Genomic DNA, 24,913 nt, shown 5'->3' with positions numbered 1-24,913 from the left:
GTAAAGAATAATTTAGAAAATCTGGGATCGTTTTCATCAAGTTTTGTCAGGTAGCGTTCTACACGACGGCTTATGCCAGCATTGGCAAGGGGAATCTTGTTTTAAATTTCGTTGTTCAAGAGATTTTAAAACTAGGGATTCCAACATTCGGTTTGTACTGTTGCTGTTGAATCAACGGCTGTTTTTACGTTAGCTTGATTCACACTTATACTGGCACATTTAGTATCATCAGCCTGGCTGCCCTGTGGTGTTGCTGTCAAGGTATAGGTTGTAGCAGTGAGGTTTGACACGTTGATGGTATAAAAACCTTCAGGGGTGGTTTGAGGAAATGCGGGTAAAGCACCGCAGGCTGCAACATAAGAAAAATTTTGAGAATAACAGCGTTCGAAAATAATTTGATCCTGAGTGAGTATCGCCAAAGCATCTGACCGACGGGATTTTTGGATAAACTGTAAATAGGATGGATAGGCAAAGGAAATCAGGATTCCAATGATTACCAATGCAATGAGAAGCTCGATTAAAGTGAAGCCTTCATTGGATTGCTTGATTTTAATCATTAACAGTTTATCCCTATTCATTCTTTATCCTTTATTGAATTTGCCACCAACCGATTTTCCTTGGAGTATTATTAGGATTGATTATTGAAGTCTGGACTCCATTGGATTGGGTGATTAATATGACGATGTGATTGCTCTGGTTAGGTCCTAATACGGTTGGGGAGTTGGCATAGCTGTTTGACAAGGTAATACCTACAGGATATGCACCATTATACTGATCCTGAACATCAAAACCACCATCCCCATTAATATCAATTTGTGCACGGAGGAATGATCCGCCTGTCAGATAATTCAGTTCCAGTAACATTGAGGAAAATCCTACCCCGCATGCGGTTAACGGAGGAGTATTTAAAGTGGCAATGAACGTTCCATTAATCAATTCCGGATTCGTGATTATGCGTTGGCCTGCAACGGCAAGATCAGCAAACCAGCCCAGTTTATTATTCCAGTTAATTGTGTTGGCGGTCACGGTAAGAATGGAGGAGGATAAACCGGAAGTGCCGGGCGCAACCAGGCTCAGTGTTTGTTGTTGCAGATCGTTTCGAGTGTAGGTAACTGTAGTTAATGGTTTATCCCATACTCCGTAGACTGTTTGTGTTTGAGTGTTCAGCAGATCACTGGGGGCGAGTAATTGTCCAGTGCCGAACAGAATAAATAACCCTTGTTTTCTCGGGTAATTCGGATTGAGGGTGACTATAGGAGCTGTTGTAATGGGCTGCGCAGTACCGCCAGAGTCGCGTGCCTGAAATAACAAGCGAACGCTCCAATTAGCCGGATCAGCATCACTGACATTGACAGCCCAAAGGTTCCCCTGGAGATCTCCTGCATAAACTACGGTAATGGGTTGCCCTTGTAAGCCATCTTTGTGAGCCAGAGAGACAGATGATAAGCCCTGAGGCAAGGAGGTATTACAGGAGCCAGATATAGCGGCACACAGATCAATTTTTTTTATGAGTGCTCCCGTTTGAGGATTGATCGCGTAGAGTATTGAGGAATTAATGGCGCTGTTGTAGCCATTACCAAAAAATACGGCAAAAGTGAGTGGGGTAGAGGTAGTTGTTCCTATTTGACCAATTTGCGGTGTGCTGTAGGTGTAGCCCATATCCGTATCGGTGAATTCCCAAAGCACGGAACTGGCGACATTAGCTTCTGAAGTTAAAGCGGAGGGATAAGTAATATCCAAGGCATAAATACTCTTGCCCCCGGCATTTTCACCACCAACCAGAATGGTATGCCAATTACCATCCGAAAATTGTACATCACCGCTTTGTGGCGATCCATTGACATAGAATATATGGCTCTGGTTATAGAGTGGGGCAGTGAGCTTGTCTAAATTATCAAACACTGCATTGGGGATGAATGCAAAAAGCTCTTCACCATTGGTCGCATTAAAAGCATGCAACATGCCATCATTTGCTCCTACATAAAGTACGGGTTGACGGTTGATCTGTGCCTTGGCGAAAGCGACATATCCTGGATCCAGATAAGGGGCATCAGGAGCACCGACGTAAACAACCTGACTGTCCACGATATCACCCAGTATGTGAGAGCGATTTCTGAAGGTACCGCCATTTCTTTTTTCCAGAGCTGAGTTACCACGAAGGTATTCCAGGCGGCTTTGTCCCAATAGATCAGTTGGCTGGAGCAGAGCCTTTTGAGTGGTATTAATGCTGTCCCAACGAAAAGGTATTCCGGATACAGCCACTGGATCCCAGGTAGCGATAAAACGATTGGTTGACCATCCTGTGCCTGCTACCAGATTATCCAGTTGAGTTTGAGCTGACCAGATAACGGTTGAAGTCGGAGCACCGGTAGCAGGATCCAATTGTATGGCAAATAAATTACCCGTCCAATCCAGATAGGGTAAATCACTGGAAACAAAATTGGCTTGATATTCTACCGTGTCACTATTCAGATGAGTGGAGCTAACTGCAGCGGCTGAGGTTGTGAAGGTTCCATTTTGTATGGCCACCATAATAGTATTAAGGCTGTTAACCAGGGTTTCAGGGTCAGTAGCAGGGTAATAATTATCCGTACCCCCTGCTACAGCCATAGCGGTAAGAGTGGAAGCGGCCTGTGAATTAATGGTTGGATCAACTCCAGCTCCTAATCCAATTACGTACGTCAATATTCCATTGTTCTTTAATGTTTTTATGGTATTTATGGCATCAGTTAAGGCCTGATTGTTGGTCGTGTTCAAGGAACCATTGGCGTTAAACGTAGCCGTAACTCCATACCCAGCCGCAGCGGCGCTTCCTAATGGCGGCCAACGTTTTCCACTGAGATCCATGGTGGGTAGTCCATCAGAAATTAATATGACGAATTTTTGCTGAGGACAGCCATTACCGCTGGTAGAACCCAGAGTAGTAAGATAACTATTAGCTTTGGATAGTAAACCCGCAATAGGTGATTGCAAGGCAGAGGCCTTGATTTCAGTTGTTGATGTCGAGTTGGTTTCAGGTTTTAGATACGGTAAAAATAAATTGAGTGCGTTAGTGACACTGGTAGTTGTTGGAATTGTACCTGCTGAAGTCATTTGGACGAGTACATTACCTGTAGATGCCGATTGATTACCGTAATAGCCAAAACCTCGTCGGGCATAGATGACCTGTTTTGAATAGGGCACAAATCCTGCGTTGGTAGGGCCTGTACCGAAACTTCCTATATTCGGCAGGGACTTGGAATAGGAAAGAAATACATTACCTGCGTTGTAGTTGCTTAAAGAAAAATTGGGTGGAAATGGGGTGGCTGGGCTTGGTCCAGTATACGTTAGAAACACTCCTGCAAGAGAACCGGAAGAATAGAGGACGTCGCTGATTTCCGGGTCGTCACTGGATGCTCCTATTTGCATGTATTGGCTGGAAGATACCAGAGTTGTTCCATAAAAACTGGCTAGCGAGCTGCAATTGCTAGATATTGTGGATGATGCCGAGCCGTAATTGTAACAAGGATTTATAACGTACCGATTTCCTGCGACCTGGGTATTGGTAAAGCTGAAGTTACTACCTGTTGGAGACATATAGTAAACCCAGGTGTTGTATGACTGGACGCTGCTCGTACTGTAGGCTGCCAAAGCAAAATCCGTTGTGGGCAGGTAATTTTCAAGAATAGCCTGGACTCCTTGTTTGGCGACATTTAATCGGCTGGGGCTGTTATCAACAAGAACTCCACTCTGTGTGACAGTATATGGCGCCTGACCCGAAGCATCTGCTGCTTGCACTGGCGGGGTAAAACCGGTAGGTACCAGGTATTTTAATGGTGAGCTTGAATTGCTCAGAGAACTTAAACTGGATGCCAGAGAACCTGAGCCGGTCATAATGGCCCCACTTAAATTACCATCCATGGATTCCGAATTTCCTATGGCAATAAACACTTGGGGATGAATTGGACTGGCCATGATTAGTGGGATGTTGGGAAGGTTTAAAGCAGGAGCGGCATGAACAGCAGGAATCGGGAATGTTATGGCACAAAACACCAATAACGCCAGGGATTCTATGGCTATTCTCCATGGTTTCCTGTTTCTTATTCTGTATTGAAGCGTGTCTGTTGGCCTGTCCATAATAATAACCTATTGTTGAATTTGTATCGTACTTTGAATTAATACAGAAGACGTTCCGTTTGCTCCAACCGAACGCGCGGTAATTCGATAAATACGGGTAGGTGATTTCATGTTTTGTCCGGGTTGGATGACGGAAGGGAGTTGTTCAATGATGTAACTGGATTGTGTTCCTGAACTTCCTTGGAAACTATTGATTACGGCTGCGCTGCTGGACCAGTTTACAGTTTTCCAAATCGGGGTTGCGCTTGAGTCAAATACATAAAGTCCATTTGTATTATTGAGAAAACTTTGGGGGGTGTAGGTTGAGTTCAGTAGCTTGTTCACTGCTTCATTCAGAGCCCCTTCAGTCTTTTCAAAACTGATTTCTGAATCAGTGGCGTTAGTCGCTACACGGGTTTGTGATGTATTATGTGACGATTGAGTTAAGGCCATCATAGTGAGCATGCTCATTAATACGAGAGTAGTAATCAGAATATACCCTTTTTGTTTTAATTGAGTGAGTGAGGATAAGGTGTTCATAATATAGCATTCCTCAAGTTAATGGTCATTTCAAATACATGACGAAGGCGATTATCAGCAGGTACGGTGACAACAGTATCCAGAACTGTATATTGAGTGGTGGATAAAGTACCTGATCCGGTTTTTCCTGCAATCAAAAAGCCCAATCGTACCGAATAGACTTGAGTCCAGTCGGTTACCGCATTAGCCGAGACGTATCGGTTCACCACCCCATTCGAGCCAATACCGTATTGTACTTTCATGATATCAATGCCCGATACAAGGGGTTCAATGGTCCAGCTGTTTCCATTTAATCGTGCACGCATTAAGGCACTTTGCCCTCCCTGACCCTGCCCAACAAAAAAAGCGGTTTGTTGCATTTGAACGAATTGCGAACCCACCTGAAAATTTATTGGAAAGCTGCTTGATATGTTTTCCAGAATACCAGTACCTGCATCATGAATAATTGTTGTTCCGGCTACGCCAGTAATTTTAAATAATACTGATTTGGTACAATCAGATACTGCCCCAAATTGGCCACTGGACAGGTTGGCTCCGCTGACACTTTGAACCGACAGGGAACTGCTTCCTGAATCGATTGTTGTCACTCCCAAAGGAACAGTATTGGGAGCGGAACCCAGGATTATAAGAACATCATTACCTTGTTGAACAGAACCTACCAGTGAAGCAACCAGTGCAGGACTCCAGTTATTGGCATTGCTGCTGTTGGCAGGGTTTTCCTGAGTGATGGTATAACTTGAGGTACTGCCATTGTAACCCATCAACATCGCAGGACTGGTATTGATTGAGCCTAAGGGTGAAGGGCCGCCGGGGTTGAGATTCGAGACAGCCGATGTCACATTACCACAACCGGTAAAGCCTGCTGATCGAATGACAGGGGCAATTAAATTGATTATGGCATTTTCTGTACTTTGAACCAGATCCTGAGAGTTAGACGCTTTATAGAGTTGACTTTGGGCCAGATAAATTTCCAGTACGGCATAACTCAGCAAGAGACCAATAACTGATGCGACCATTAACTCAACCAGGGAAAAACCATTTTGATGTGCTGAGTACATTTTCATATTTGACTCTGTATGCTTAATTGTACGAAATTAGGATTAGCCGATGCAGCACTACTTGCTCCTAACTGATTTTGCGCCAGACTATCATCCCATTGCACCGTTACAGTTATCACTGTATTTCCTGCAACACCTGAAAGTGCCGAAGTTATTGAACCGCTACCATTAGGTAATTTGGCAACGTCTTTCGTTAGCCAATACCATGTATCGTAAGTAGCCATTTGTGATGGTGTGCACGTAGAGACATTGCACATGACTGAAGGTGTGGCAACAGTCGTTGGCAAACCATTAGTACCCATATTACTGATATTGTAATTCCCATTGATTGCCGCTTGAGAATTGGCACGAATTCGATCAAAAATATCATATACTGATTGAACCGCCTGGAGTTTTGCATAGCTTGAGTTATTGGCTTTATTAGACAGCATTAACATACTGGCTATTCCAAGCAAGCCAATTGCCAATAATACAACCGAAACCAGGACCTCCAATAAAGTCATTCCTTTTTGTAGTGTAAATGTCCTCAATCCCGTATACATAGTAAACTCTCCATCAAGGACAGGTTAGGGAACCGTTATTCCAGACTGCTTGCCCTGGCGTCGATCCGCTTTGTATGTAGCCTGTGGTGAGCACCTCAACAGAGTGAGCAAAAGCGTTTCCTCTACTGTCGCATAGAGTGAAATTACTTTGGGTGGTAGAGAGTCCAAATCGATCAAAGAGAACTTCTGTGGTATTCCCTGTTAAGGAGGGATCGTTATTCGAGCTTTGCTGGCTTTTAAGAAGCACAGCTGTTCCCGTGGTTGGTTGGGTTACGATAATCCATCCTGAACTCCAATCTGTGCCGCAAGTCGTTGAACCAATAGTACCCAGGGGACATACTTTTATGGTCATTGCCTGATTTAATGCGCTGCTGCGTGCATAATTGAGGGCATTTACCAATGAATCAGTATTTGAGGCCAGGCGATTATTTAACACCATAGTTCTGAAAGCTGGTATTGCTACGGTGAGCAGGATGGACAGAACACAGAGAGCGACCAACAGTTCAATCAAGGTAAATGCTGCCAGACGGTCTTTACTCCGGGTTTGAATCAATTGTGCCTTACTGTTTTTTATTGGCTGAACTTGTGTTTGCAGAGACATAGGAAGAGAGTAAACGCGTAATAAGAGAATATTATTCGCATTATCTGGTGTCATAGTATGTGAGCCACCTAACGTCCTGTTCAATGTGAGTCCCTCAAAGTACCCTGGATTTACTACTCTATTAATTATAGTCTATTAATTGATCTTTTATTTTGCAAAGGAGGATATTAGAGCACTGCAGATGAATTAATAGATTAAGCCGAGAACAGCAGGAGCTCTCTGATTGGACGGTATTCTCAAACCCGTTCCCTCAGCACTTGGCATGAAGGTTTTTATTCATAATCCTGAACCACTACGTCATCCTGAACCACTACGTCACCCTGAACCAGTACGTCATCCTGAACGCAGTGAAGGATCTCCTCCAAATAGCACAATTTTATTTGGTTTACGCCATTTATGAGATCGTTTACTTTGCCCAGGGTGATGAATTCTTATTCATCACCCTGGATTTGACGTCATTTTCCAGAGCGTTTGGCAAAAGGCTTTCGTTCTGTTTTTTTAGCTGATTGAGGCTGGGGAGACTTCTTTTTAAACGGTATATTTCTTTTGGGTTTAACTGGGCCAGGTGTATTAGGAAGGTTATGCGTTGGTTCAAAATCATCAATTTCAACGCGATCCAGTTTGCGTTTAATTAATTTTTCAATTGCATTCAATTGGCCAATTTCATCTGCACTAACCAGAGAAACAGCCAGCCCCGATGCTCCGGCTCGTCCAGTTCTACCAATTCGGTGAACGTAATCTTCTGCGACTTGAGGCAAATCAAAGTTCACAACACAAGGCAGTTGATCAATATCAATACCTCGAGCTGCAATGTCTGTAGCTACAAGAATATGCAGTTCACCTGATTTGAATTCAGCTAATGCTTTGGTACGTTGTGATTGTGATTTATTTCCGTGTATGGCTGCTGCGTAGATATGGTTTTCGGCCAGTTGTTTTACCAGTTTATTCGCACCGTGTTTGGTGCGGGCAAATACTAGAGTCTGTCCCCATTTGTTGCTATGAATAAGATGGCTCAATAAGGCGGATTTACGGCTTTTATCTACTGGATGGATTCTTTGCTTGATCGCAACAACTGTCGTGTTGCGCGGAGCAACATCTATTTCAACAGGTTGATTCAGTATTCCTTTGACCAGGGTGCGTATTTCTTCAGAAAACGTTGCAGAAAACATCAGATTTTGACGGTTTCTTGGGAGCAGTTTAATGATGCGTTTGATGTCATGAATGAAACCCATGTCCAACATGCGGTCTGCTTCATCCAATACCAGAGTATCTACCTCATCAAGTTGAATAGCTCTTTGTTGATGTAAATCAAGCAATCGCCCAGGTGTTGCGACCAGAAGTTCAACTCCGGAACGTAAACGCATCATTTGAGGGTTTATTTTTACTCCTCCAAACACCACTGCAGAGCGAAGTGACAGGTGACGTCCATATTGAAGGATGCTCTCGTGTACTTGTGCCGCCAGTTCACGAGTAGGAGTTACTATTAATACTCGGGTTCGATTATTTTTGGCGCGAGGTTTATCGCTGAGTTTTTGTAAAATGGGTAAAACAAAACTGGCCGTTTTTCCGGTTCCTGTTTGTGCTGATGCCAGAACATCAGTGCCACGTAATACAGCAGGGATGGCTTGAGTCTGAATTGGTGAAGGTTGGGTATAGCCTGATTCTTCAACTGCTTTGAGTAGGGGCTCTATTAAACCCAATGATGAAAAACTCATGTTGTTTCCTTAATTATTCTCAGTAATTCTGGCGCATTATATGGTCTACGGCCCAGATTTTGTTTGACTATTTTTGGTGCAATTGTACCATGAATATTGCATGATAAGTTGGATTAGAGGAAATTAATTAATAATGTATTAAAGTAGTTGTTGGGCGTTCAGCCCAACTGTGAATTTTAGCTTAGACTTAAAAAATGCCAGCATCATGAGCAAAACAGATCAGATGTTATCAATCCCAATCGACGAAAGATTCAATATCTGTGTCGGTAACGGTAGGGGTCTTCACTTTATTTTGGGCAAGAATACCGGGTTTTAAGTTGGTTTGAGGACAGTGTGCGGAGTCTTTAAACGTTTTAAGGGCATCTTCCAGATTAACAAAGGTATAGCCTTTTTCTTTGTATAAATTAATGATATCAGGCAAGACATAGGCGTTCAGCAAATTGGCATGAATTAACAGTATCTGTGCCTGATCCGGATTATGATGATATTCGGTATGTTCTTCCGCTTTTACCGTCTGCTGCCAAATGAAATCAAGGTAAAAAGGTTTCATTTCCCCGAGATAATCCCGTCTGTTCACTTCAGGTACAGACAACAAACGTTGATTAAAGACAAAATCTTTGCTGTCTATGGTGATGGGTGCAACCTGATAGTTCTTTTTGGCAAGGTAACAAAGAATTTTATTTTTTTTGCTTCCTGAACTCATTGCCAAATAAGGGTATCTGAAATATTTGGGTTCTGTAAGAACTGGAGCCAGAATCGTGTCAGCCTTCTTAATTTCTTTAATGTATTCTTTGGTCTTCAGGATGTTGAGGTTCGCATGGGAATAGGTATGATTACCAAGACCAAACCCCGAGTCACGGAATTTTTGCAATAGTTCCCAATTGTCATTGCGGACTTCTTTCGCAATGATAAAACCGGTAGCAGGAATCTGCTGTTCTTTCATTGTGTTCATCATCATATTTAAATGAAAGTTTCTGTATTCACCTACAAAGGGTAGATCATCAATTGTAATGGCGATCTCTTTTTTGTGAGCGAATGACATGGACGATGCCAGAGTAAAACTCATGCAGCAAAATAAAAGGGTGTTAGTAAGTGATTTGATTTTCATTAGAAATTAGCTGTCTTTAAGGTAATCAGGTTAATTTATTAGGGCTATTGTAGCAAAATTTAAGCTAAATGGCTTATTCCAATTGATAATATAGAAAAATATTCATTACCAAAGATGAAGCAGCAGTTAATATGGTCAATAATAACTGCTGCCAGTCTAAATTAATTCAAATTATGAATCAGATGATTCAGTATATTTAAATTAAATGGACAGTTGTGACGTTCCGGATGAAGATGATGAAGAGGAACATGCTGCATTAGATGTTTCTTCATGTTGAGCATCCAGTTCTTCCTCTTCTTCGGGTACTTTCGGAGTCTTTTTCCACCAGCTGTATATAGTAGAACTATAGGACGAACTGGCCTCTTTGGGTTTGGCTGCTTCAATTTCTTTATTTAATTGAATCGCGCAAAGATCAATGGCTTTATCACGGCATGAACGAACTATATTTTGTGCCATTGATAACATTGGAATCAGTGGGAAGTTCTCGATGCTTGTGAAGATGTGTGCAGGTTTGATTGATTCTTTTGCGTCTGCGGTCTGAACTGTCATGTGGCGGATGTACTGATTGGCTGCAGTAACCAATACCTCAATATCTTCTACAGCGGTTGCTTTAGCATTAAGAATTCTGGTCAATTCAGTATGGACTACAGAGCCATTTCGCAACAGCGTTGCTGTAATATCTTTGTGGCTTAATGGTTCATGTCCATATTCCACGGCAATAAATCCGCGAATAAGATACATTGCTCCAGCGAGGATTGCAGTTTTTTCTGCATCTTTGATTCCTGATGCTTTAGGGCTTGAAAGGCTCTGTTCCAATGATTTGAGGAACTGAAGCTGAAGTGCTCTGTTTTCATCCAGAGACGAGATATCTGCTGCATTTTTATCTGCAGTTTCTGTAAGAATTAACTTATGCAGCTCATTTGCTAAATCAGCATAGGATTTAAATGGAGCCACAATTGAGCCTGATGCTTCTCTAAGAGGTTTATACCAAGCACCATCCGCTTTTGTTGTCTCTCCGGCAACAAGACTGCTATTGACGTTGTTTTGTTCCGCTTCTTCGAATTCGAAACCTATTTTTGTAAATTTCACTAATTTGTCCATGGGGACGGTTTGAAAAATATGGCCTTTTTTAAACCCATTTCGTGAATCATTTTCAACATAAATCTGTTTCATAAATTGATTAAACGATTTATAGAACATTACATATTGTTCCGCACTGGGTTGGTGTTCAGCGGTAATTCCCATGGCAATGTTTAATCGATCTTTAACTTTTCCACTTGATTCATAGGCAGATTTGCTTCTATCGATGTCCGCAATGATTACGTTCATAGCCGCATAAAGTGTGTTGACTGATCTTGCTGTCACTGCCCGTTTCTCAGTTGCTTTCGCCTGAGTAATCAGAGTATCCAGTTCCTGGATTAAAGTGCTTAAAAATTGAAGTTCGTCCCTTCTTCTGGGGGGTAGATTTGCAATCTCATTCTTCTTTTCTCGTAAAAGTACGAAGGCGACACAATCATTAAAATGGCTTTTTAAATGTTCAAAATCCTTTAAAACTAACGTCATGTTATTCTCCAAAATTCCAAAATAATATAATGTAAGAACTCCTTACAGGACTCAGTGTAAACTAAACTTTTCTTTACGTCATGTATTTTCATTATACAATTTGCGTTTTCATGAAAAACAAATATAAATCATTATGTTAGTCTTTATTTTGGCTGAAAAAACATCTTGTCAAGTCAAAATAATATTGAACAAATTTATTTAAAGAGTACTATATTCAGCTTTTTAGATCGTAATAGGATTTAAATGCGCGCCCAGAGCCACGCATCAGCATTACGTGGTTCGATTTTGAGAGTTTATTTTGACCCATACGATTAATCGATTTGCCAAGGTCTTCTATATGGAAAAGCTTTTGCAGCTTGTAACTGATAGAACGCTTTTCTTATAAAATGCATTCAGTTTAATCTTTATTTGTGTTTGATATAAGCGCGCCATTCTGAAATCTATTGGATACCGTTTTTGAGGTATAAATTGAATATCAAGAGTGATGATTTGCATAGGCAGAAATTTTTTACAAACGCAGTATTTGTGTTAATTGTTCTTCTGCTATGTCGGATTATAGCCAGTTACTTTATTCCACTTAATGATTCTACGGAAGCGCGTTATGGTGAAATAGCACGGAAAATGCTGGAGACCGGGGATTGGGTGACCTTGCAGCATGACTATGGAGTTCCATTTTGGGCTAAGCCCCCTTTATCCGTGTGGTTCTCTGCCATCTCCATGAAAATATTTGGTATTAACGAATTCGCTGTGCGCTTGCCAGGGCTAGTGCTTTCCATAGGCGTATTATGGCTCATATGGGATCTGGCGAAAAAACACAGTGGCTTGGTTGTGGCAACAGCATCTGTCTTAGTGCTTGCTGGAACTTTATATTTTTTTCTCGATGCAGGCACTGTTATGACCGATCCTTCGTTGGTCTTTTGTACCACTTTGGCAACCGTTTCGTTCTGGCATGCCGTGATGTATCACAACAGAATCTGGTCTTATGTGTTTTTTATCGCACTAGGTCTTGGATTATTGGCAAAAGGTCCCATAGCCATTGTTCTGGTCGGAATTCCTGTGTTCTTTTGGGTGTTATTACGTAATGAATGGGTGAATTTATGGAGGCGGTTACCATGGATCAAAGGCACCCTGCTCGTTCTGGCTATTGCACTTCCCTGGTATATTCTCGCTGAAATTCGCACCCCTGGTTTCCTCAATTATTTTATTATTGGCGAACATTTGAATCGATTTCTAACTCCTGGATGGACGGGCGACAAGTACGGGATGGCACATAACGAACCTAAAGGCATGATTTGGCTTTATGCTGTTGTTGGGGTATTTCCCTGGTGCATAGTTGGGGGTAAGTGGTTGTTACAGCATGGAAAAACCCTGCCTTCGCTTTGTCGTGATGATGATGGATGGATGAGTTATCTTTTCTTGTGTATGATAGGGCCTCTCGCCTTTTTTACTTTTGCCAGCAACATTATTTATCCCTATGTATTCCCCTCTTTGCCGGCTTTTGCTTTATTTTTTACGGAACTTTGGAATCGTTCAAATAACTCCTTGGAAAAAAGCCAGTGGATCCTGCAATTATCATTAGTTTGCGGTTTGTTTTTTTTGGTTGCAACAGCAGTTTTTGAAGTTAAACCGGAGCTTGTTGCTAAAACGCAAAAGCCTATAGTCTCTGCCTGGTTGAAACAACATCCTGCTCCAGGAAGTAACCTGGTTTATTGGGACTTTTTTACCTGGTTTTCTGCTCAGTTTTATTCATCAGGCAAGGTAATTGCCACACGAGATATTGATTATTTATGCAGATTGTTCTCCAAAAATTTAGATAATTATTTGGTGATCAATGCGCTTAATGTAGGACAGATACCTCCTGAGTTATTTTCTAAATTTACACCTGTTACAACAATTCACTATAAAGAAAACAAAGTATTTTTGATGCATTCTCCTGCGCTTAGTTGTTAATTGGGTGGTTATCACGTTTTCCTGAGCGTAGCGAAGGATCTCCCCATGCAGGCACAGTGCCACATTCAGGAGATCCCTCATTGCATTCGGGATGACGTTTCCAATCCTGCGAATAAATATCTGCTCAGGAATAACAGAATTTAATTCTCATTATTGGTAGTTTCTCAAATCAAGTCATAGTAAAGTAGCAACATTCCGGATTACATACTTACTCCATGGCAAAATTATATTTCTATTATGCCGCGATGAACGCGGGCAAAAGTACCGTATTACTTCAATCCAGTCATAATTACAGAGAGCGGGGAATGCAGACGCTGTTATTCACTCCCCTAATCGATACACGTTACCAATTTGGTACTATCAGTTCTCGAATAGGATTAAACGAGCAGGCCTTCGCATTCAACGAAACTGATGATTTGCACGCAATTACCTGTGAATCGCAGCAACAGGGCGCACAATACGCTTGTGTGCTTATTGATGAAGCTCAGTTCTTGACTCGAGATCAGGTTTATCAATTAACGGAAATTACTGATAATTTGTCCATACCAGTTTTGGCCTATGGTTTACGAACTGATTTTAGAGGGGAGTTATTTCCGGGAAGCCAATATTTACTTGCCTGGGCAGATGAACTGATTGAGTTAAAAACCATTTGTCATTGCGGCCGAAAAGCAAATATGAATATGAGAATTGACGCTGAAGGTAAGGCTGTGGTGGAAGGGGAGCAGGTATTAATTGGCGGGAATGAATCTTATGTCTCAACATGCCGTTTGCATTTTAAACGCAAAGAGGCGGGAATTTTAGAGATTCATAATAAATTGTTCAATAAAGATACCAATCTTCTTTAGATTTTGATATAATTTGCCGCAACTTTTAGGCCTTGATTAGGAGTAACAGTGTCGCATTCTGTCGCAGTAGATTCGAGATCATGTGTACCTCGTGGTGACTTAATGGCTTGGATCGTCTGCTTATCTGCAGGCCTATTCTTTCTCTATGAGTTTTTTCAGCTGAATATTTTTGATGTAATCAATCAACCATTACGCGAAGATTTTCACATTGATGCCGCACAATTGAGTTGGATGTCCAGCGCTTATTTATGGGCCGACATACTGTTTCTTTTGCCGGCAGGTATTATTCTGGACCGTTTTTCTACACGTCGAGTTATTTTGACTGCCATGATGGTTTGTGTTGTTGGAACTGTTGGCTTTGCGATGACCGACTCATTTCTTCTGGCTTCTTTTTTCCATTTTCTTTCCGGAATTGGAAATGCGTTTTGTTTTCTTTCATGTGTCGTATTGGTTTCTCATTGGTTTCCTCCGCGCAGACAAGCTCTGGTTATTGGTTCATTGGTTACCATGGCCTTTATAGGTGGCATGATGGCCCATACTCCCTTCGCTTATCTTTATGATCTGTTTGGATGGCGGAAAGCTTTATTGATTGATGGAGCGGTTGGGGCAGTTTTATTAATCTGGATTTACTGTGTTGTTCAGGACAGACCGGCGGACTCTCCTATAAGAACTCGTACGACTCAGGGTGATGTTGCATCCAGTTTTATCAAGGCATTGTTTAACCGCCAAAACTGGTTGGCTGGATTATTTACTTCTCTTCTTAATTTACCCATTATGGTTTTGTGTGCTTTGTGGGGCGCCAGTTATCTTCAAGTAGTACATCATTTACCGGATATGGCAGCCAGTAATGTTGTGAGTCTGATTTTTATGGGAAGTGTTATCGGTTGTCCTTTGGTTGGTTGGCTTTCTGACTCACAAGGACGTCGCAAGCCTTTGATGATTGCTGGGGCTATTGCGACTTTGATTACTGTCATTCCATTGTTTATGCACGTTGTTCTTTCTCAAACTCTTCTAAGTATTATCTTTTTTGCCCTGGGATTGTTTACCAGTGCCCAGGTCATATCCTATCCTCTGGTCGCTGAAAGCAATCAACCTGAAAACACGGGTGCAGCTACCGGTATCGCCTCTGTGATTATCATGGGCGGAGGCGGCGTGGGGCAGATATTATTTGGCTGGCTTATGTCGCATCATGCCGGCACAGCCGTGACAGAATATTCGGTTGCAGATTTTCAATTTGCCATGTGGATGTTTCCGATTGCAGCGGTTGCGGCGTTAATTGCTGTGTTAGTGACCCGAGAAACGTATTGCAAACGATAATAAACTAGAGGAGTAATAATGCAGATAGTGGATGAGTTGAGAGGATATGATGATATGAAATCATCTTTATTACCCTGGATTGTATGCTTTGCCGCAACTCTGTTTTTCTTCTATGAATTTATTCAAGGAAATATGTTTGCCTCTATCGCGGCCAACATCATGCAGGATTATCATATTCAAGCCGATAAAATGGCCTATCTATCGAGCATTTATTATTTATCAAATGTCATCTTTTTATTCATAGCCGGAATGATACTCGATCGATTTTCCATTAAAAATACCATTCTTATTGCAATGTCGCTTTGCGTGGTCAGTACTTTTATTCTCGCTTATTCACACTCTTTTTATGTTGCATTATTTTGTCGGTTTATAACCGGTATTGGAAGTGCATTTTGTTTTCTTGGCCCTGTTCGCCTGGCTTCTCATTGGTTTCCTCCCAAACGAATGGCGTTAGTAACGGGAGCTATAGTCACTATGGCAATGACTGGAGGTATGCTGGCTCAGTATCCCTTAACCAAACTTGTCGCGTATGTCGGATGGCGGCAGGCTGTTCAGGACGTTGGAATACTTGGATTTGCCATGTTGGTCGTTATGTTTTTTTGGATCAAGGAAAGGCCACAGGTCGCTATTAAAAAAGAAGGGCAACCCATCAAAATTTTTGCTGCGGCGAGAACTGCCTATTTAAATCCTCAATATTTACGTGCCGCGCTTTATACCAGTTTAATGAATATGGCGATTGCAGTATTTGGAGCCATGATGGGTACCTTATATCTGGAACAACGCTTGGGCGTAAGTCCAGAACAGGCTTCTATGGTGAATGGCATGTTATTTTTTGGAGCTATAGTCGGAGCGCCTTTGGTCGGTTGGATCTCGGATAGAGTAGGATTACGAATTTTGCCAATGAAAGCAGGTGTGCTTGCGTCCATGCTGACATTATTAGCTGTACTGTATCTTCCGGTTTCTTTAAATACGATGGCCGTTCTGTTTTTCCTCCTTGGGTTCTTTACCTCTGCTCAGGTAATCAGTTATGCCCTGGTTGCTGAAAGCAGCTCTCCCATGATGACCGCAACGGCTGTTAGTGTGATTTCCATACTGACTCAGGGTGGTTATCTTGTTTATCAGAATCTCTTTAGCACTCTTTTAACTAATTATGGCGGTATGCACTTGATAAATGGAGTGCCTGTCTACATGCTGGAAGCCTATCAGCATGCTGCAATAATATTGCCTGTGGGACTCGTGATTGCTTTTCTGCTATTATTTGGATTGAAAGAAACGAATTGTAATCAAGCCGAGTATAAATAGTGACAGGACGAGTTTGTATCTTATTAATGGACTCCTTTGGTATAGGAGCCAGTCTGGACGCATCGCGGTATGGGGATGAAGGTGCCAATACTTTTGTTCACATTCATGAAGTCTGTGAGCGTGGTTCTGGCGATATTCTTGGCGTACGCCAAGGCCCTTTAAAATTACCTAATCTGGCCAAGCTGGGATTATACCATGCTGCGGTTGCCAGTTCAGGTTTGCACTTTGTCGATTTGGCGACGCTGCCAGAACCAGAAGGTCATTATGGCTACGCAGTAGAGCAGAGTTTAGGTAAAGATACTCCAAGCGGACATTGGGAATTAGCCGGTGTACCCGTTTCTTTTGAATGGGGGTATTTTCCTGATAAGCCTCATTGTTTTCAGAAACAACTGATTGATTCATTTATTCAAAAAGCAGGCTTACCAGGGGTTTTGGGGGAAAAGCATGCTTCCGGAACAACCATACTCGATGAGTTGGGAGAGGAACACATTCGAACCGGAAAACCTATTGTGTATACTTCTGCTGACAGCGTTTTTCAAATCGCTGCGCATGAGGAATCTTTCGGTTTGCAGCGCTTATATGATATTTGCGAGATTGCTCGAAATCTGGTGGATGAATATCAAATTGGCCGAGTTATTGCGAGACCCTTTACTGGTAAACCGGGGTCCTTTAAGCGCACCGCTAACCGTAAAGACTATGCTACATTACCACCTGAAAAAACCTTGCTGGATTTTCTAAATGATGCAGGCAGAGAGGTCATATCCATAGGAAAAATTGCTGATATCTATGCTCATCAAGGGGTAACTCAAGAAATTAAAGCAGATGGCAATATGGCTTTATTCGATGCAACTCTTGAGGCAATGAAAACTGCACCTAAAGGCAGTTTGGTTTTTACTAATTTTGTAGATTTTGATTCCTCATACGGACACAGACGCGATGTTGCTGGTTATGCCCATGCCCTGGAACAGTTTGATGCCCGATTACCCGAGTTGTCTTCTTTACTCAATCCAGACGACATTGTCATTATTGCAGCAGATCATGGCTGTGATCCTACTTTTCCTGGTTCAGATCATACCCGTGAGCATATTCCTGTTCTAGCCTATGGTCCCAGTTTGACTGGTCGCTTTATCGGGAGACGCGATAGCTTTGCAGATGTTGGACAGAGCTTGGCCGAGCATCTTGAAATACAGCCTTTGTCTCATGGCATTTCATTTTTTTAACCATATTCCCATTGAATTTTTAATTATCATCCCCATGTGTAGACTTTCAGTATGACTTGAGGGTTTAATTTTGGAACAATATCGTGGGACAACAATACTATCCGTACGACGTGGTAATCAGGTTGTTATAGGTGGTGACGGTCAGGTTACCTTGGGTAACACAGTGATGAAGGGCAATGCCCGCAAAGTAAGGCGATTGTATAAAGATAAAGTGATTGCCGGATTTGCAGGAGGCACTGCTGATGCGTTTACTCTATTTGAACGCTTTGAAAGCAAACTGGAAATGCATCAAGGCCATTTGGTCAGGGCTGCAGTTGAGCTTGCTAAAGACTGGCGAACCGACAGAATGTTAAGACGGCTTGAAGCAGTACTTGCCGTAGCAGACAGTAAATCCTCTCTAATTATTACCGGTAATGGCGATGTCATAGAGCCAGAAGAAAGCTTAATCGCTATAGGTTCCGGAGGTCCTTTTGCCCAGGCAGCAGCTAAAGCATTGATGGAAAATACCAAATTGTCCGCTTTAGATATAGTGCGTAAAGCATTAACTATTGCCGGAGACATTTGCATTTATACCAATAATAATTTAACCATAGAAGAATTGAATAATGACAGCAAATAATAGTGTAGTAATGACACCTAGAGAAATCGTTCAGGAACTGGATAAACATATTATCGGCCAGGATGATGCAAAGAGAGCGGTAGCAATAGCTTTGCGTAATCGTTGGCGTCGAATGAAGATTAAGGATCCAGTTTTACGCAGTGAAATAATGCCCAAGAATATTTTAATGATTGGCCCAACAGGCGTTGGTAAAACAGAAATTGCCCGACGTCTGGCAAAATTGGCTCAAGCTCCGTTTATCAAAGTTGAAGCAACCAAATTTACTGAAGTTGGTTATGTGGGGCGTGATGTTGATTCGATTTTGCGTGATTTAACGGATATAGCGATTAAGCAAGAACGTGAATCTGCGATGAAGAAAGTGGAGCACTTGGCTGAAGATGCTGCTGAAGAGCGCATTTTGGATGTGCTCTTGCCTCCTGCTCGAGGCACATTAACACCAGGGGAAAAAGATTCTACGGCAAGACAGGTGTTTCGCAAGCAATTGAGAGAAGGTACTCTTGATGATAATGAAATTGAAATCGACATTGCTGTTGCCCCTGTTGGCATTGAAATAATGGCGCCTCCTGGTATGGAAGAAATGACTAGCCAGCTCCAGTCCATGTTTCAACAAGTCGGCAGTCATCGTACAAAAACACGTAAAATGACTATTGCCAAGGCGATGAAAATATTGCGTGAAGAAGAAGCCGCTAAACTGATTAACGAAGAAGACATCAAAGTCAAAGCAATAGAAAGTGTTGAGCAGAACGGAATTGTTTTTATTGATGAATTGGATAAAGTTGCCAAGCGTTCTGAGGGGAGTGGAGGGGATGTATCCCGTGAAGGGGTACAGCGAGATTTACTTCCATTAGTTGAAGGCACTACTGTATCAACAAAATATGGCATGGTTAAGTCAGATCATATTTTATTCATTGCATCTGGGGCATTCCATGTTGCCAAACCATCCGATCTAATTGCTGAGTTGCAAGGACGCTTGCCTATTCGGGTCGAGTTGTCAGCACTAACAGTTGATGATTTTGTTCGTATTCTGACGGAGCCCAGTTCTTCATTGACTCTGCAATACGCTGCATTGATGGAAACTGAAGGTTTAACCCTAACTTTTGATGAAACCGGTATTCGGCGTATCGCTGAAGTCGCCTGGCAAGTTAATGAGCGTATGGAAAATATAGGGGCACGCCGATTGTATACTGTGATGGAACGTTTGCTCGAGGTGGTCTCATTTGAGGCAACTGATAAATCGGGAGAATCCGTACATGTAGATAGAGCCTATGTGGATAAAAATCTTGGCCAGTTGGTTGCAGACGAGGATTTGGCTCGTTATATTCTTTAACCCTCGGTTAATGGTTAACTGCCAATAAGGATTGGAGCGTTCATGACCAATGCTTCCGGTAAGTTAACCATTCTGAATTTTCAATTACTGCAGTTATTGATTTAAGTTGCTATTTTGAGAGCATGGCTTCAGATTTTTTAAAATTATTCATGATCCCAAAGATTTTTTGTTGTTCATCATGGCTTGTTTATGTATTATTTGTAATACGTTTTGTTTAACCAGTACAATTTATGCCTCAATTTGACCTGAATAAATTAGTTGTTTTGCATTTATATCAATATTCAAAACCACGCGGAGAGCAAGACCCTCTGTACCGAGTTGAAAAAACTTGTGATGCTGTAAAGCTATCAACCTGTACACGAATTATTTATATTTTAACCAGTGATTCGCTCGTTTCAGAAGAACAATCTGCTGCATATAAGTCGCTTACCGATTTTCTGGGTAGACAAGACATGTATTCAGGTGGCATTAAGTTTGAACGTTTAGATGGTGATAAAGCGTATGAATTTTTATTGTATTGGATGATTGGTGGCATAAATCCTAAAAAAACTTTAAATGATCCGAGAATTTTGGGAGATGTGAGAGCTTTGTGGACAAAAATGACCGCATCACCCAGTGCAAGAGCACAGAAATTAGTTGAAATTTTTTCTGCATTTTTTAAAGACCTGTTTACAGACAGTGCCAGTCTTCACAAATTATTATCCGTTAATAAGCATTTGGATCAGGCTACTTTAGTCGAAACCTTTAAGAATGCTTGTCAAAATTGCACCTGGGCTAGAGTTAATGGCTTTTTAAGTTGTCTGAGTGGTTTTACTTATCAACATTTTTTAGATAATACTTATCTAGAGCATTTCGAAATCAATCTTCGTTTAGTCAAGGATAAAATCTTGAATAAAGTTGAATTATCACCCACTGGTGCAGTTATTTCTTTTTTTCAACCTAAATATGAACCATCCGAGGAACGATTAAAAGGAATAGAGCATCGTTTGAAGACTGTTAATGAATTAATAGCCTATTTAAATGCATTGAAAGCAAGTAGTGTCGAGGTTAAGCTTTCTGCACAGGCTTTAATAAAAGATTCACAAACTCCCAAAGTTGATGATGAACTTGTGCTTTTGGATGTTGAGAGTTCAACTAAGGATGAAAATGATGATTCAACAATAAATCATAGTTCAAACAACACCAGTTGCCAATTATAAGAATACTCAAATTGAAACTAACAGATTAAATCGATTTAGCCAGTAATTGAATTGATATCTGGATATACATTCCTGATAAATTATTGGCGACAATCAATTCCAGTTAAAAAGAACATCACAGATCACAACAAAACATTTCTCTCCAGGATATTTTTGGTTTATTTAGCAACACCAATAACCAGCTAATAAACCAAATAAATGTACCATATCCATTGCTTATAAAATTCAGACTCAAGTTAACAAAGAATCGTTTACAGAAAAAGCTATTTAACTGTTTAGCTGGCACTTTTGTTAAATAACTCTTCCAGATTAATGTTCAGAGATTTTTGTAAATCCTCATCATTTTTTCTGAACGCGGCACGCCATTGTTCTGCCAGAGACGATTTTGAATAATCAAGTTCTAAATGAGTGGGAAGGCGGTAGGGTAACAGTTGAGTCAAATCATATAAAGTAATGTGACTCAGATCCCTGCTTAGCATGTAGTGACCGTCTGCTGTCGCATGAATCAGTTCAAGATGAATTAGGGCATTAATCATTTCATCAACGTCTACAGTAAATGGCTGACTGCTGGCATCTACCAATTCGTTAAAACTCAGACCTCGACCATTCTGTTGAGCTACCCATAACTGATGCAACCAGAGCAAGGCATGTGAGAAACCATCCAGGGATTTACCTTCTCGCCGTTGATGATGGACAGAAAATGCATAACTGATTTCTGCTCCGAGAAGAGTAATAAGCCAAACCCAGTAAACCCAGATAAAAAATATAGGAACTGTAGCAAAAGCACCATAAAGTAATTCATAAGTATTAAAACGGATCAAATAATAAGCAAAGGCCTGTTTTGCAGATTCAAATAAAATTGCTGCTACTAAACCGCCCCAAAAAGCATGCATTATATTAACTGGGCAATTTGGGACGATAATATATAAAAATGTAAAACCTATTAAGGAAAGAACTATTGGTGAGTAATGCAAAAGGATAAATGGCGGTTGGTGTTCGAGGAACATCGGCATGGAAAATAAATACGAACTGGCTGCCAGGCTCAATCCTAAAATCACTGGTGCCAATGAGATTATAGCCCAGTAAATCAAGAAAGCCGGTACGCCATGACGCGATGAAGACACCCGCCAAATTTTATTTAAAGCCCGTTCAATGGTGAACATGACCAGCAAAGCAGTAATAACCAGAAAAAAAATGCCCCAGATTGACAGTTTAGATACTTGAGATGCAAATTGTTGTAAATAGGATTGAACGACTTTCCCTGTAGCAGGAACAAAATTCTCAAATATGAAATTCTGAACAGGATCGGCCAAATTTTGAAAGATAGGAAAAGTAGAGAATATTGCCAGGCCTACAGACATCAATGGCACTATGGCTAGTAAGGTTGTGAACGATAAAGCTGATGCAATATAGGTACATTCATCCTGAATAAAATGTTGAATGACAAAACGCACAAAACGATCGCAAGCATAGTATCGGTAAATAAACCGTTCTTTCCAGTTTAATATTTTTGGGGAATTTTTTTTCATAGCACTTATACCATATAGCCTAATCGGTAATTTATGTAGGTTGTCTACGACTTTGTTTAATTTTAATCTTTCTTTACATACTTGTAATTAATAAACTGATGTTAAATTGATATTTATTCATTTAATAAATAATGAATTTATAGATTATATAGGCGTCAACTACGCTTCTATGAACGTCTTATCGATTAATTTGGGGTAATTCAGGATGGCACTGGTGAGCTAATCCAGGATGATTCAAATTTTAACAGTATTGTTACATTTAATTGGGCATTAAGTCTATTTTTTGAACTATTCTTAATTTGGGTAGCTGTAATTTTATGGGGATAAAAGATGGTAACTCAAGCAGTCATTGGCGTTGTCAGAGCTTTAAACGGAATACTTGAAAAAATCAATGCTCATGGAGAGGCACATATCGTCAAGTCGGGTGCTCCACTACACCAAGGAGATATCCTTACCTTATTAAGTGGTGAGGCATACATTCAATTTGTTCAGGGCTTTCCAGAAGCGTTAGCTTTAAATAAACCCTTTCCCCTTGATGGAATTTCTCCTGCATTGAAATTTGGTGCTTTAAATGCCAATGAAGAGCTCATCCAGGAGGCAATCGCTAAAGGCATTGACCCATCACTGGTTCTTGATGTGCTTGGTGCAACTGCGGCCGGTGTTGAGGTGCTTGGATCAGGCGGCGACTCCTTTTATATAGATCCCATGTATGGCGCAGGCCTGGTTTCCTCTGGATACAATTCCCTACCGCTATCGTTTGACAATTACAGATCACTAATGGATCCCCAAGGAATTGTATTCAGACCGATATCAGAAACTGCAGCAGAACCATTAATATCAGCACAATCTGATGCGGTAGTTATACCCGATATTACTATCCCTCCATCAGTAATAAATGGAATTTTTACTGGAGAGGTAACGGAATCCGGTGGTTTAAATAATTCTATCCCTGGAGCACCAAAATTTGCAGCTCAAATTACGAGCGTTGATGGTTTTATTCCCGGAGATAAAACAGGGCCATTGGGTACATTTACAATGGATTCTACTGGAAAATGGACTTACGAACTGCATGATAATAGCCCTTTGGTTGATGCACTCAAAGCCGGTGAAGTACAAGTCGTGACCTTTGATGCAGTAGCGACGGATGGCACCATACAAAAAATAACGGTTACCATTCATGGCGAAAATGATGCTCCTTATGCGCTTCCTGAGAATGGTGTTGCGCGTGAAGATACTGCAATCACGGGAAATCTATTAATCAACGATAAGGATCCAGAGGGCGATCCTATATCCATTACTACCTTTACATTGGAAGGTAATACTGTTGTATATCAAGCAGGACAGACGGTTACGATCGATGGCAAAGGCCAACTAACTATTCTGGCTAATGGTGACTACAGTTTTACTCCATTTCCCAATTACAATGGTCCAATTCCGTTAATGACTTATACTTTGTCTGATGGCACTATAGAAAACAGTACCAATTTTTCATTGAGTGTCAGTTCAGTTAATGACGCACCGGAAGGTACTGATAACACTATAACGACCGCGGAAGATACACCAATTGTTCTCAATGCGGCTGATTTTGGTTTCACTGATCCTAATGATAATCCTGCAGACAGTCTTCTTGCGGTAAAAATTAGCACACTACCGCTTGATGGCTCGCTATATTTAAACGGAGCCGCAGTTACCACAGGACAAGTGATTAGTACTGCAGCTATTAATGCGGGTTCTCTGGTATTTGTTCCTACTTCCAACATGAATGGCACCATAAACTTTACATTTCAGGTGCAGGATACCGGCGGTACCTTAAATGGTGGTGTGGATCTCGATCCAACTCCTAATACTTTGACCATCAATGTGACTCCAGTGGATGATGCCTTTAGTGATGCCGATGAAACTTTAAGTGTTGCGGAAGACAGCACCTTAAACGGTACCGTGCTCAGTGGTACGAGCAGTGTGGATGGTCCGGTGACGGTAACCGGCTTTAACGTAGCAGGAGATACCACCAACTACAGCGCTGGCCAAACAGCGGCGATTGCGGGTGTGGGCAGTTTGCAAATTAATGGCGATGGTACGTTCAGTTTTATTCCTGTTGCCAATTACAACGGTCCAGTGCCTGAGATCACCTACACGATGACCGATGGCAGCAGTGGCGATACCTCGACTTTGACCATCAACGTGACTCCAGTGGATGATGCCTTTACTGATGCGAATGAAGTCTTAAGTGTTGCGGAAGATACGACCTTAAATGGCAACGTCCTCACTGGCACGAGCAGTGTCGATGGTCCCGTAACGGTGACGGGCTTTAATGTAGCCGGTGATACCACCAACTACAGCGCTGGCCAAACAGCGGCGATTGCGGGTGTAGGCAGTTTGCAAA

At 41.5% G+C, this 24,913-nt stretch carries 20 protein-coding genes; 10 read left to right on the top strand and 10 right to left on the bottom strand.

Translation table 11 applies throughout. The features are described from left to right. Positions 1-131: 131 nt before the first annotated feature. From ELY21_RS07355 to ELY21_RS07330, 6 genes are read right to left on the bottom strand one after another with little or no spacing between them, the layout of a single operon-like run. Positions 132-578, bottom strand: coding sequence for a type IV pilin protein (locus tag ELY21_RS07355; RefSeq protein ID WP_115343466.1), 447 nt, complete (start codon positions 576-578; stop codon positions 132-134). A 10-nt stretch (positions 579-588) separates the two neighbouring features. Next, a complete protein-coding gene (locus tag ELY21_RS07350) occupies positions 589-4,116 on the bottom strand; it encodes a pilus assembly protein (RefSeq protein ID WP_127108285.1) in 3,528 nt (1,175 codons plus the stop codon). Positions 4,117-4,125: 9 nt separating this feature from the next. Continuing rightward, complete coding sequence (locus ELY21_RS07345; RefSeq protein WP_127108283.1) at positions 4,126-4,635, bottom strand: pilus assembly protein; 510 nt, start codon at positions 4,633-4,635, stop codon at positions 4,126-4,128. Continuing rightward, positions 4,632-5,699, bottom strand: a complete 1,068-nt coding sequence (locus tag ELY21_RS07340) for a PilW family protein (RefSeq protein ID WP_127108281.1) — start codon at positions 5,697-5,699, stop codon at positions 4,632-4,634. Before ELY21_RS07340 ends, ELY21_RS07345 begins: the two co-directional genes overlap by 4 nt. Next, complete coding sequence (gene pilV, locus ELY21_RS07335; RefSeq protein WP_127108279.1) at positions 5,696-6,235, bottom strand: type IV pilus modification protein PilV; 540 nt, start codon at positions 6,233-6,235, stop codon at positions 5,696-5,698. The genes ELY21_RS07340 and pilV overlap by 4 nt, the downstream gene beginning before the upstream one ends. 13 nt (positions 6,236-6,248) lie before the next feature. Next, on the bottom strand, positions 6,249-6,920 hold the full coding sequence (locus ELY21_RS07330; protein WP_370272544.1) for a GspH/FimT family pseudopilin: 672 nt from the start codon (positions 6,918-6,920) through the stop codon (positions 6,249-6,251). Between the two features lie 139 nt (positions 6,921-7,059). Here ELY21_RS07330 and ELY21_RS15590 point away from each other — a divergent pair, with 139 nt between their 5' ends. Further along, on the top strand, positions 7,060-7,236 hold the full coding sequence (locus ELY21_RS15590) for a hypothetical protein (protein ID WP_158618528.1): 177 nt from the start codon (positions 7,060-7,062) through the stop codon (positions 7,234-7,236). Positions 7,237-7,291: 55 nt separating this feature from the next. Here ELY21_RS15590 and ELY21_RS07325 read toward each other — a convergent pair whose 3' ends face one another. From ELY21_RS07325 to ELY21_RS07315, 3 genes are all read right to left on the bottom strand, one after another. Continuing rightward, positions 7,292-8,551 (bottom strand): DEAD/DEAH box helicase, encoded by a 1,260-nt coding sequence (locus ELY21_RS07325; RefSeq protein WP_028384261.1) that lies wholly within the window; start codon positions 8,549-8,551, stop codon positions 7,292-7,294. A 229-nt stretch (positions 8,552-8,780) separates the two neighbouring features. Then, the gene (locus ELY21_RS07320; RefSeq protein ID WP_127108277.1) at positions 8,781-9,659 is read right to left on the bottom strand and encodes a polysaccharide deacetylase family protein; all 879 of its coding nucleotides are present in this window, start codon (positions 9,657-9,659) and stop codon (positions 8,781-8,783) included. Between the two features lie 201 nt (positions 9,660-9,860). After that, on the bottom strand, positions 9,861-11,222 hold the full coding sequence (locus ELY21_RS07315; protein WP_127108275.1) for a type IV secretion protein Dot: 1,362 nt from the start codon (positions 11,220-11,222) through the stop codon (positions 9,861-9,863). A 468-nt stretch (positions 11,223-11,690) separates the two neighbouring features. Between ELY21_RS07315 and ELY21_RS07310 the strand changes: the two genes are divergently transcribed. The 8 genes from ELY21_RS07310 to ELY21_RS07275 all read left to right on the top strand — a co-directional run bounded on the left by ELY21_RS07310 (position 11,691) and on the right by ELY21_RS07275 (position 21,001). Then, the gene (locus tag ELY21_RS07310; protein ID WP_127108273.1) at positions 11,691-13,172 is read left to right on the top strand and encodes a glycosyltransferase family 39 protein; all 1,482 of its coding nucleotides are present in this window, start codon (positions 11,691-11,693) and stop codon (positions 13,170-13,172) included. Between the two features lie 215 nt (positions 13,173-13,387). Beyond that, positions 13,388-14,017, top strand: coding sequence for a thymidine kinase (locus ELY21_RS07305; RefSeq protein WP_127108271.1), 630 nt, complete (start codon positions 13,388-13,390; stop codon positions 14,015-14,017). A 48-nt stretch (positions 14,018-14,065) separates the two neighbouring features. Then, positions 14,066-15,334 carry an MFS transporter gene (locus tag ELY21_RS07300; RefSeq protein ID WP_199741668.1) on the top strand — a complete coding sequence of 423 codons (1,269 nt, stop codon included), beginning with the start codon at positions 14,066-14,068 and terminating at the stop codon, positions 15,332-15,334. Positions 15,335-15,352: 18 nt separating this feature from the next. Next, a complete protein-coding gene (locus tag ELY21_RS07295) occupies positions 15,353-16,636 on the top strand; it encodes a nitrate/nitrite transporter (RefSeq protein ID WP_127108267.1) in 1,284 nt (427 codons plus the stop codon). Continuing rightward, positions 16,636-17,856 (top strand): phosphopentomutase, encoded by a 1,221-nt coding sequence (locus tag ELY21_RS07290; RefSeq protein WP_127108265.1) that lies wholly within the window; start codon positions 16,636-16,638, stop codon positions 17,854-17,856. The genes ELY21_RS07295 and ELY21_RS07290 overlap by 1 nt, the downstream gene beginning before the upstream one ends. 70 nt (positions 17,857-17,926) lie before the next feature. After that, positions 17,927-18,475, top strand: coding sequence for an ATP-dependent protease subunit HslV (gene hslV, locus ELY21_RS07285; protein WP_028384269.1), 549 nt, complete (start codon positions 17,927-17,929; stop codon positions 18,473-18,475). Beyond that, the gene (gene hslU, locus ELY21_RS07280) at positions 18,462-19,802 is read left to right on the top strand and encodes an ATP-dependent protease ATPase subunit HslU (RefSeq protein ID WP_172463052.1); all 1,341 of its coding nucleotides are present in this window, start codon (positions 18,462-18,464) and stop codon (positions 19,800-19,802) included. Before hslV ends, hslU begins: the two co-directional genes overlap by 14 nt. 230 nt (positions 19,803-20,032) lie before the next feature. Then, positions 20,033-21,001, top strand: a complete 969-nt coding sequence (locus ELY21_RS07275) for a hypothetical protein (protein ID WP_127108263.1) — start codon at positions 20,033-20,035, stop codon at positions 20,999-21,001. Between the two features lie 275 nt (positions 21,002-21,276). Here ELY21_RS07275 and ELY21_RS07270 read toward each other — a convergent pair whose 3' ends face one another. Beyond that, entirely contained in the window at positions 21,277-22,530 is a 1,254-nt protein-coding gene (locus tag ELY21_RS07270) for a YihY family inner membrane protein (RefSeq protein WP_127108261.1), read from the bottom strand. A 330-nt stretch (positions 22,531-22,860) separates the two neighbouring features. Between ELY21_RS07270 and ELY21_RS07265 the strand changes: the two genes are divergently transcribed. Continuing rightward, positions 22,861-24,913 (top strand): Ig-like domain-containing protein (locus ELY21_RS07265; protein ID WP_127108259.1); only part of this gene is annotated, 2,053 nt, incomplete at its 3' end.

It is taken from the genome of Legionella sp. km535 (assembly GCF_003990085.1).
Lineage (GTDB): Bacteria > Pseudomonadota > Gammaproteobacteria > Legionellales > Legionellaceae > Legionella > Legionella moravica.
This window is presented reverse-complemented; position numbering and strand designations above follow the sequence as displayed.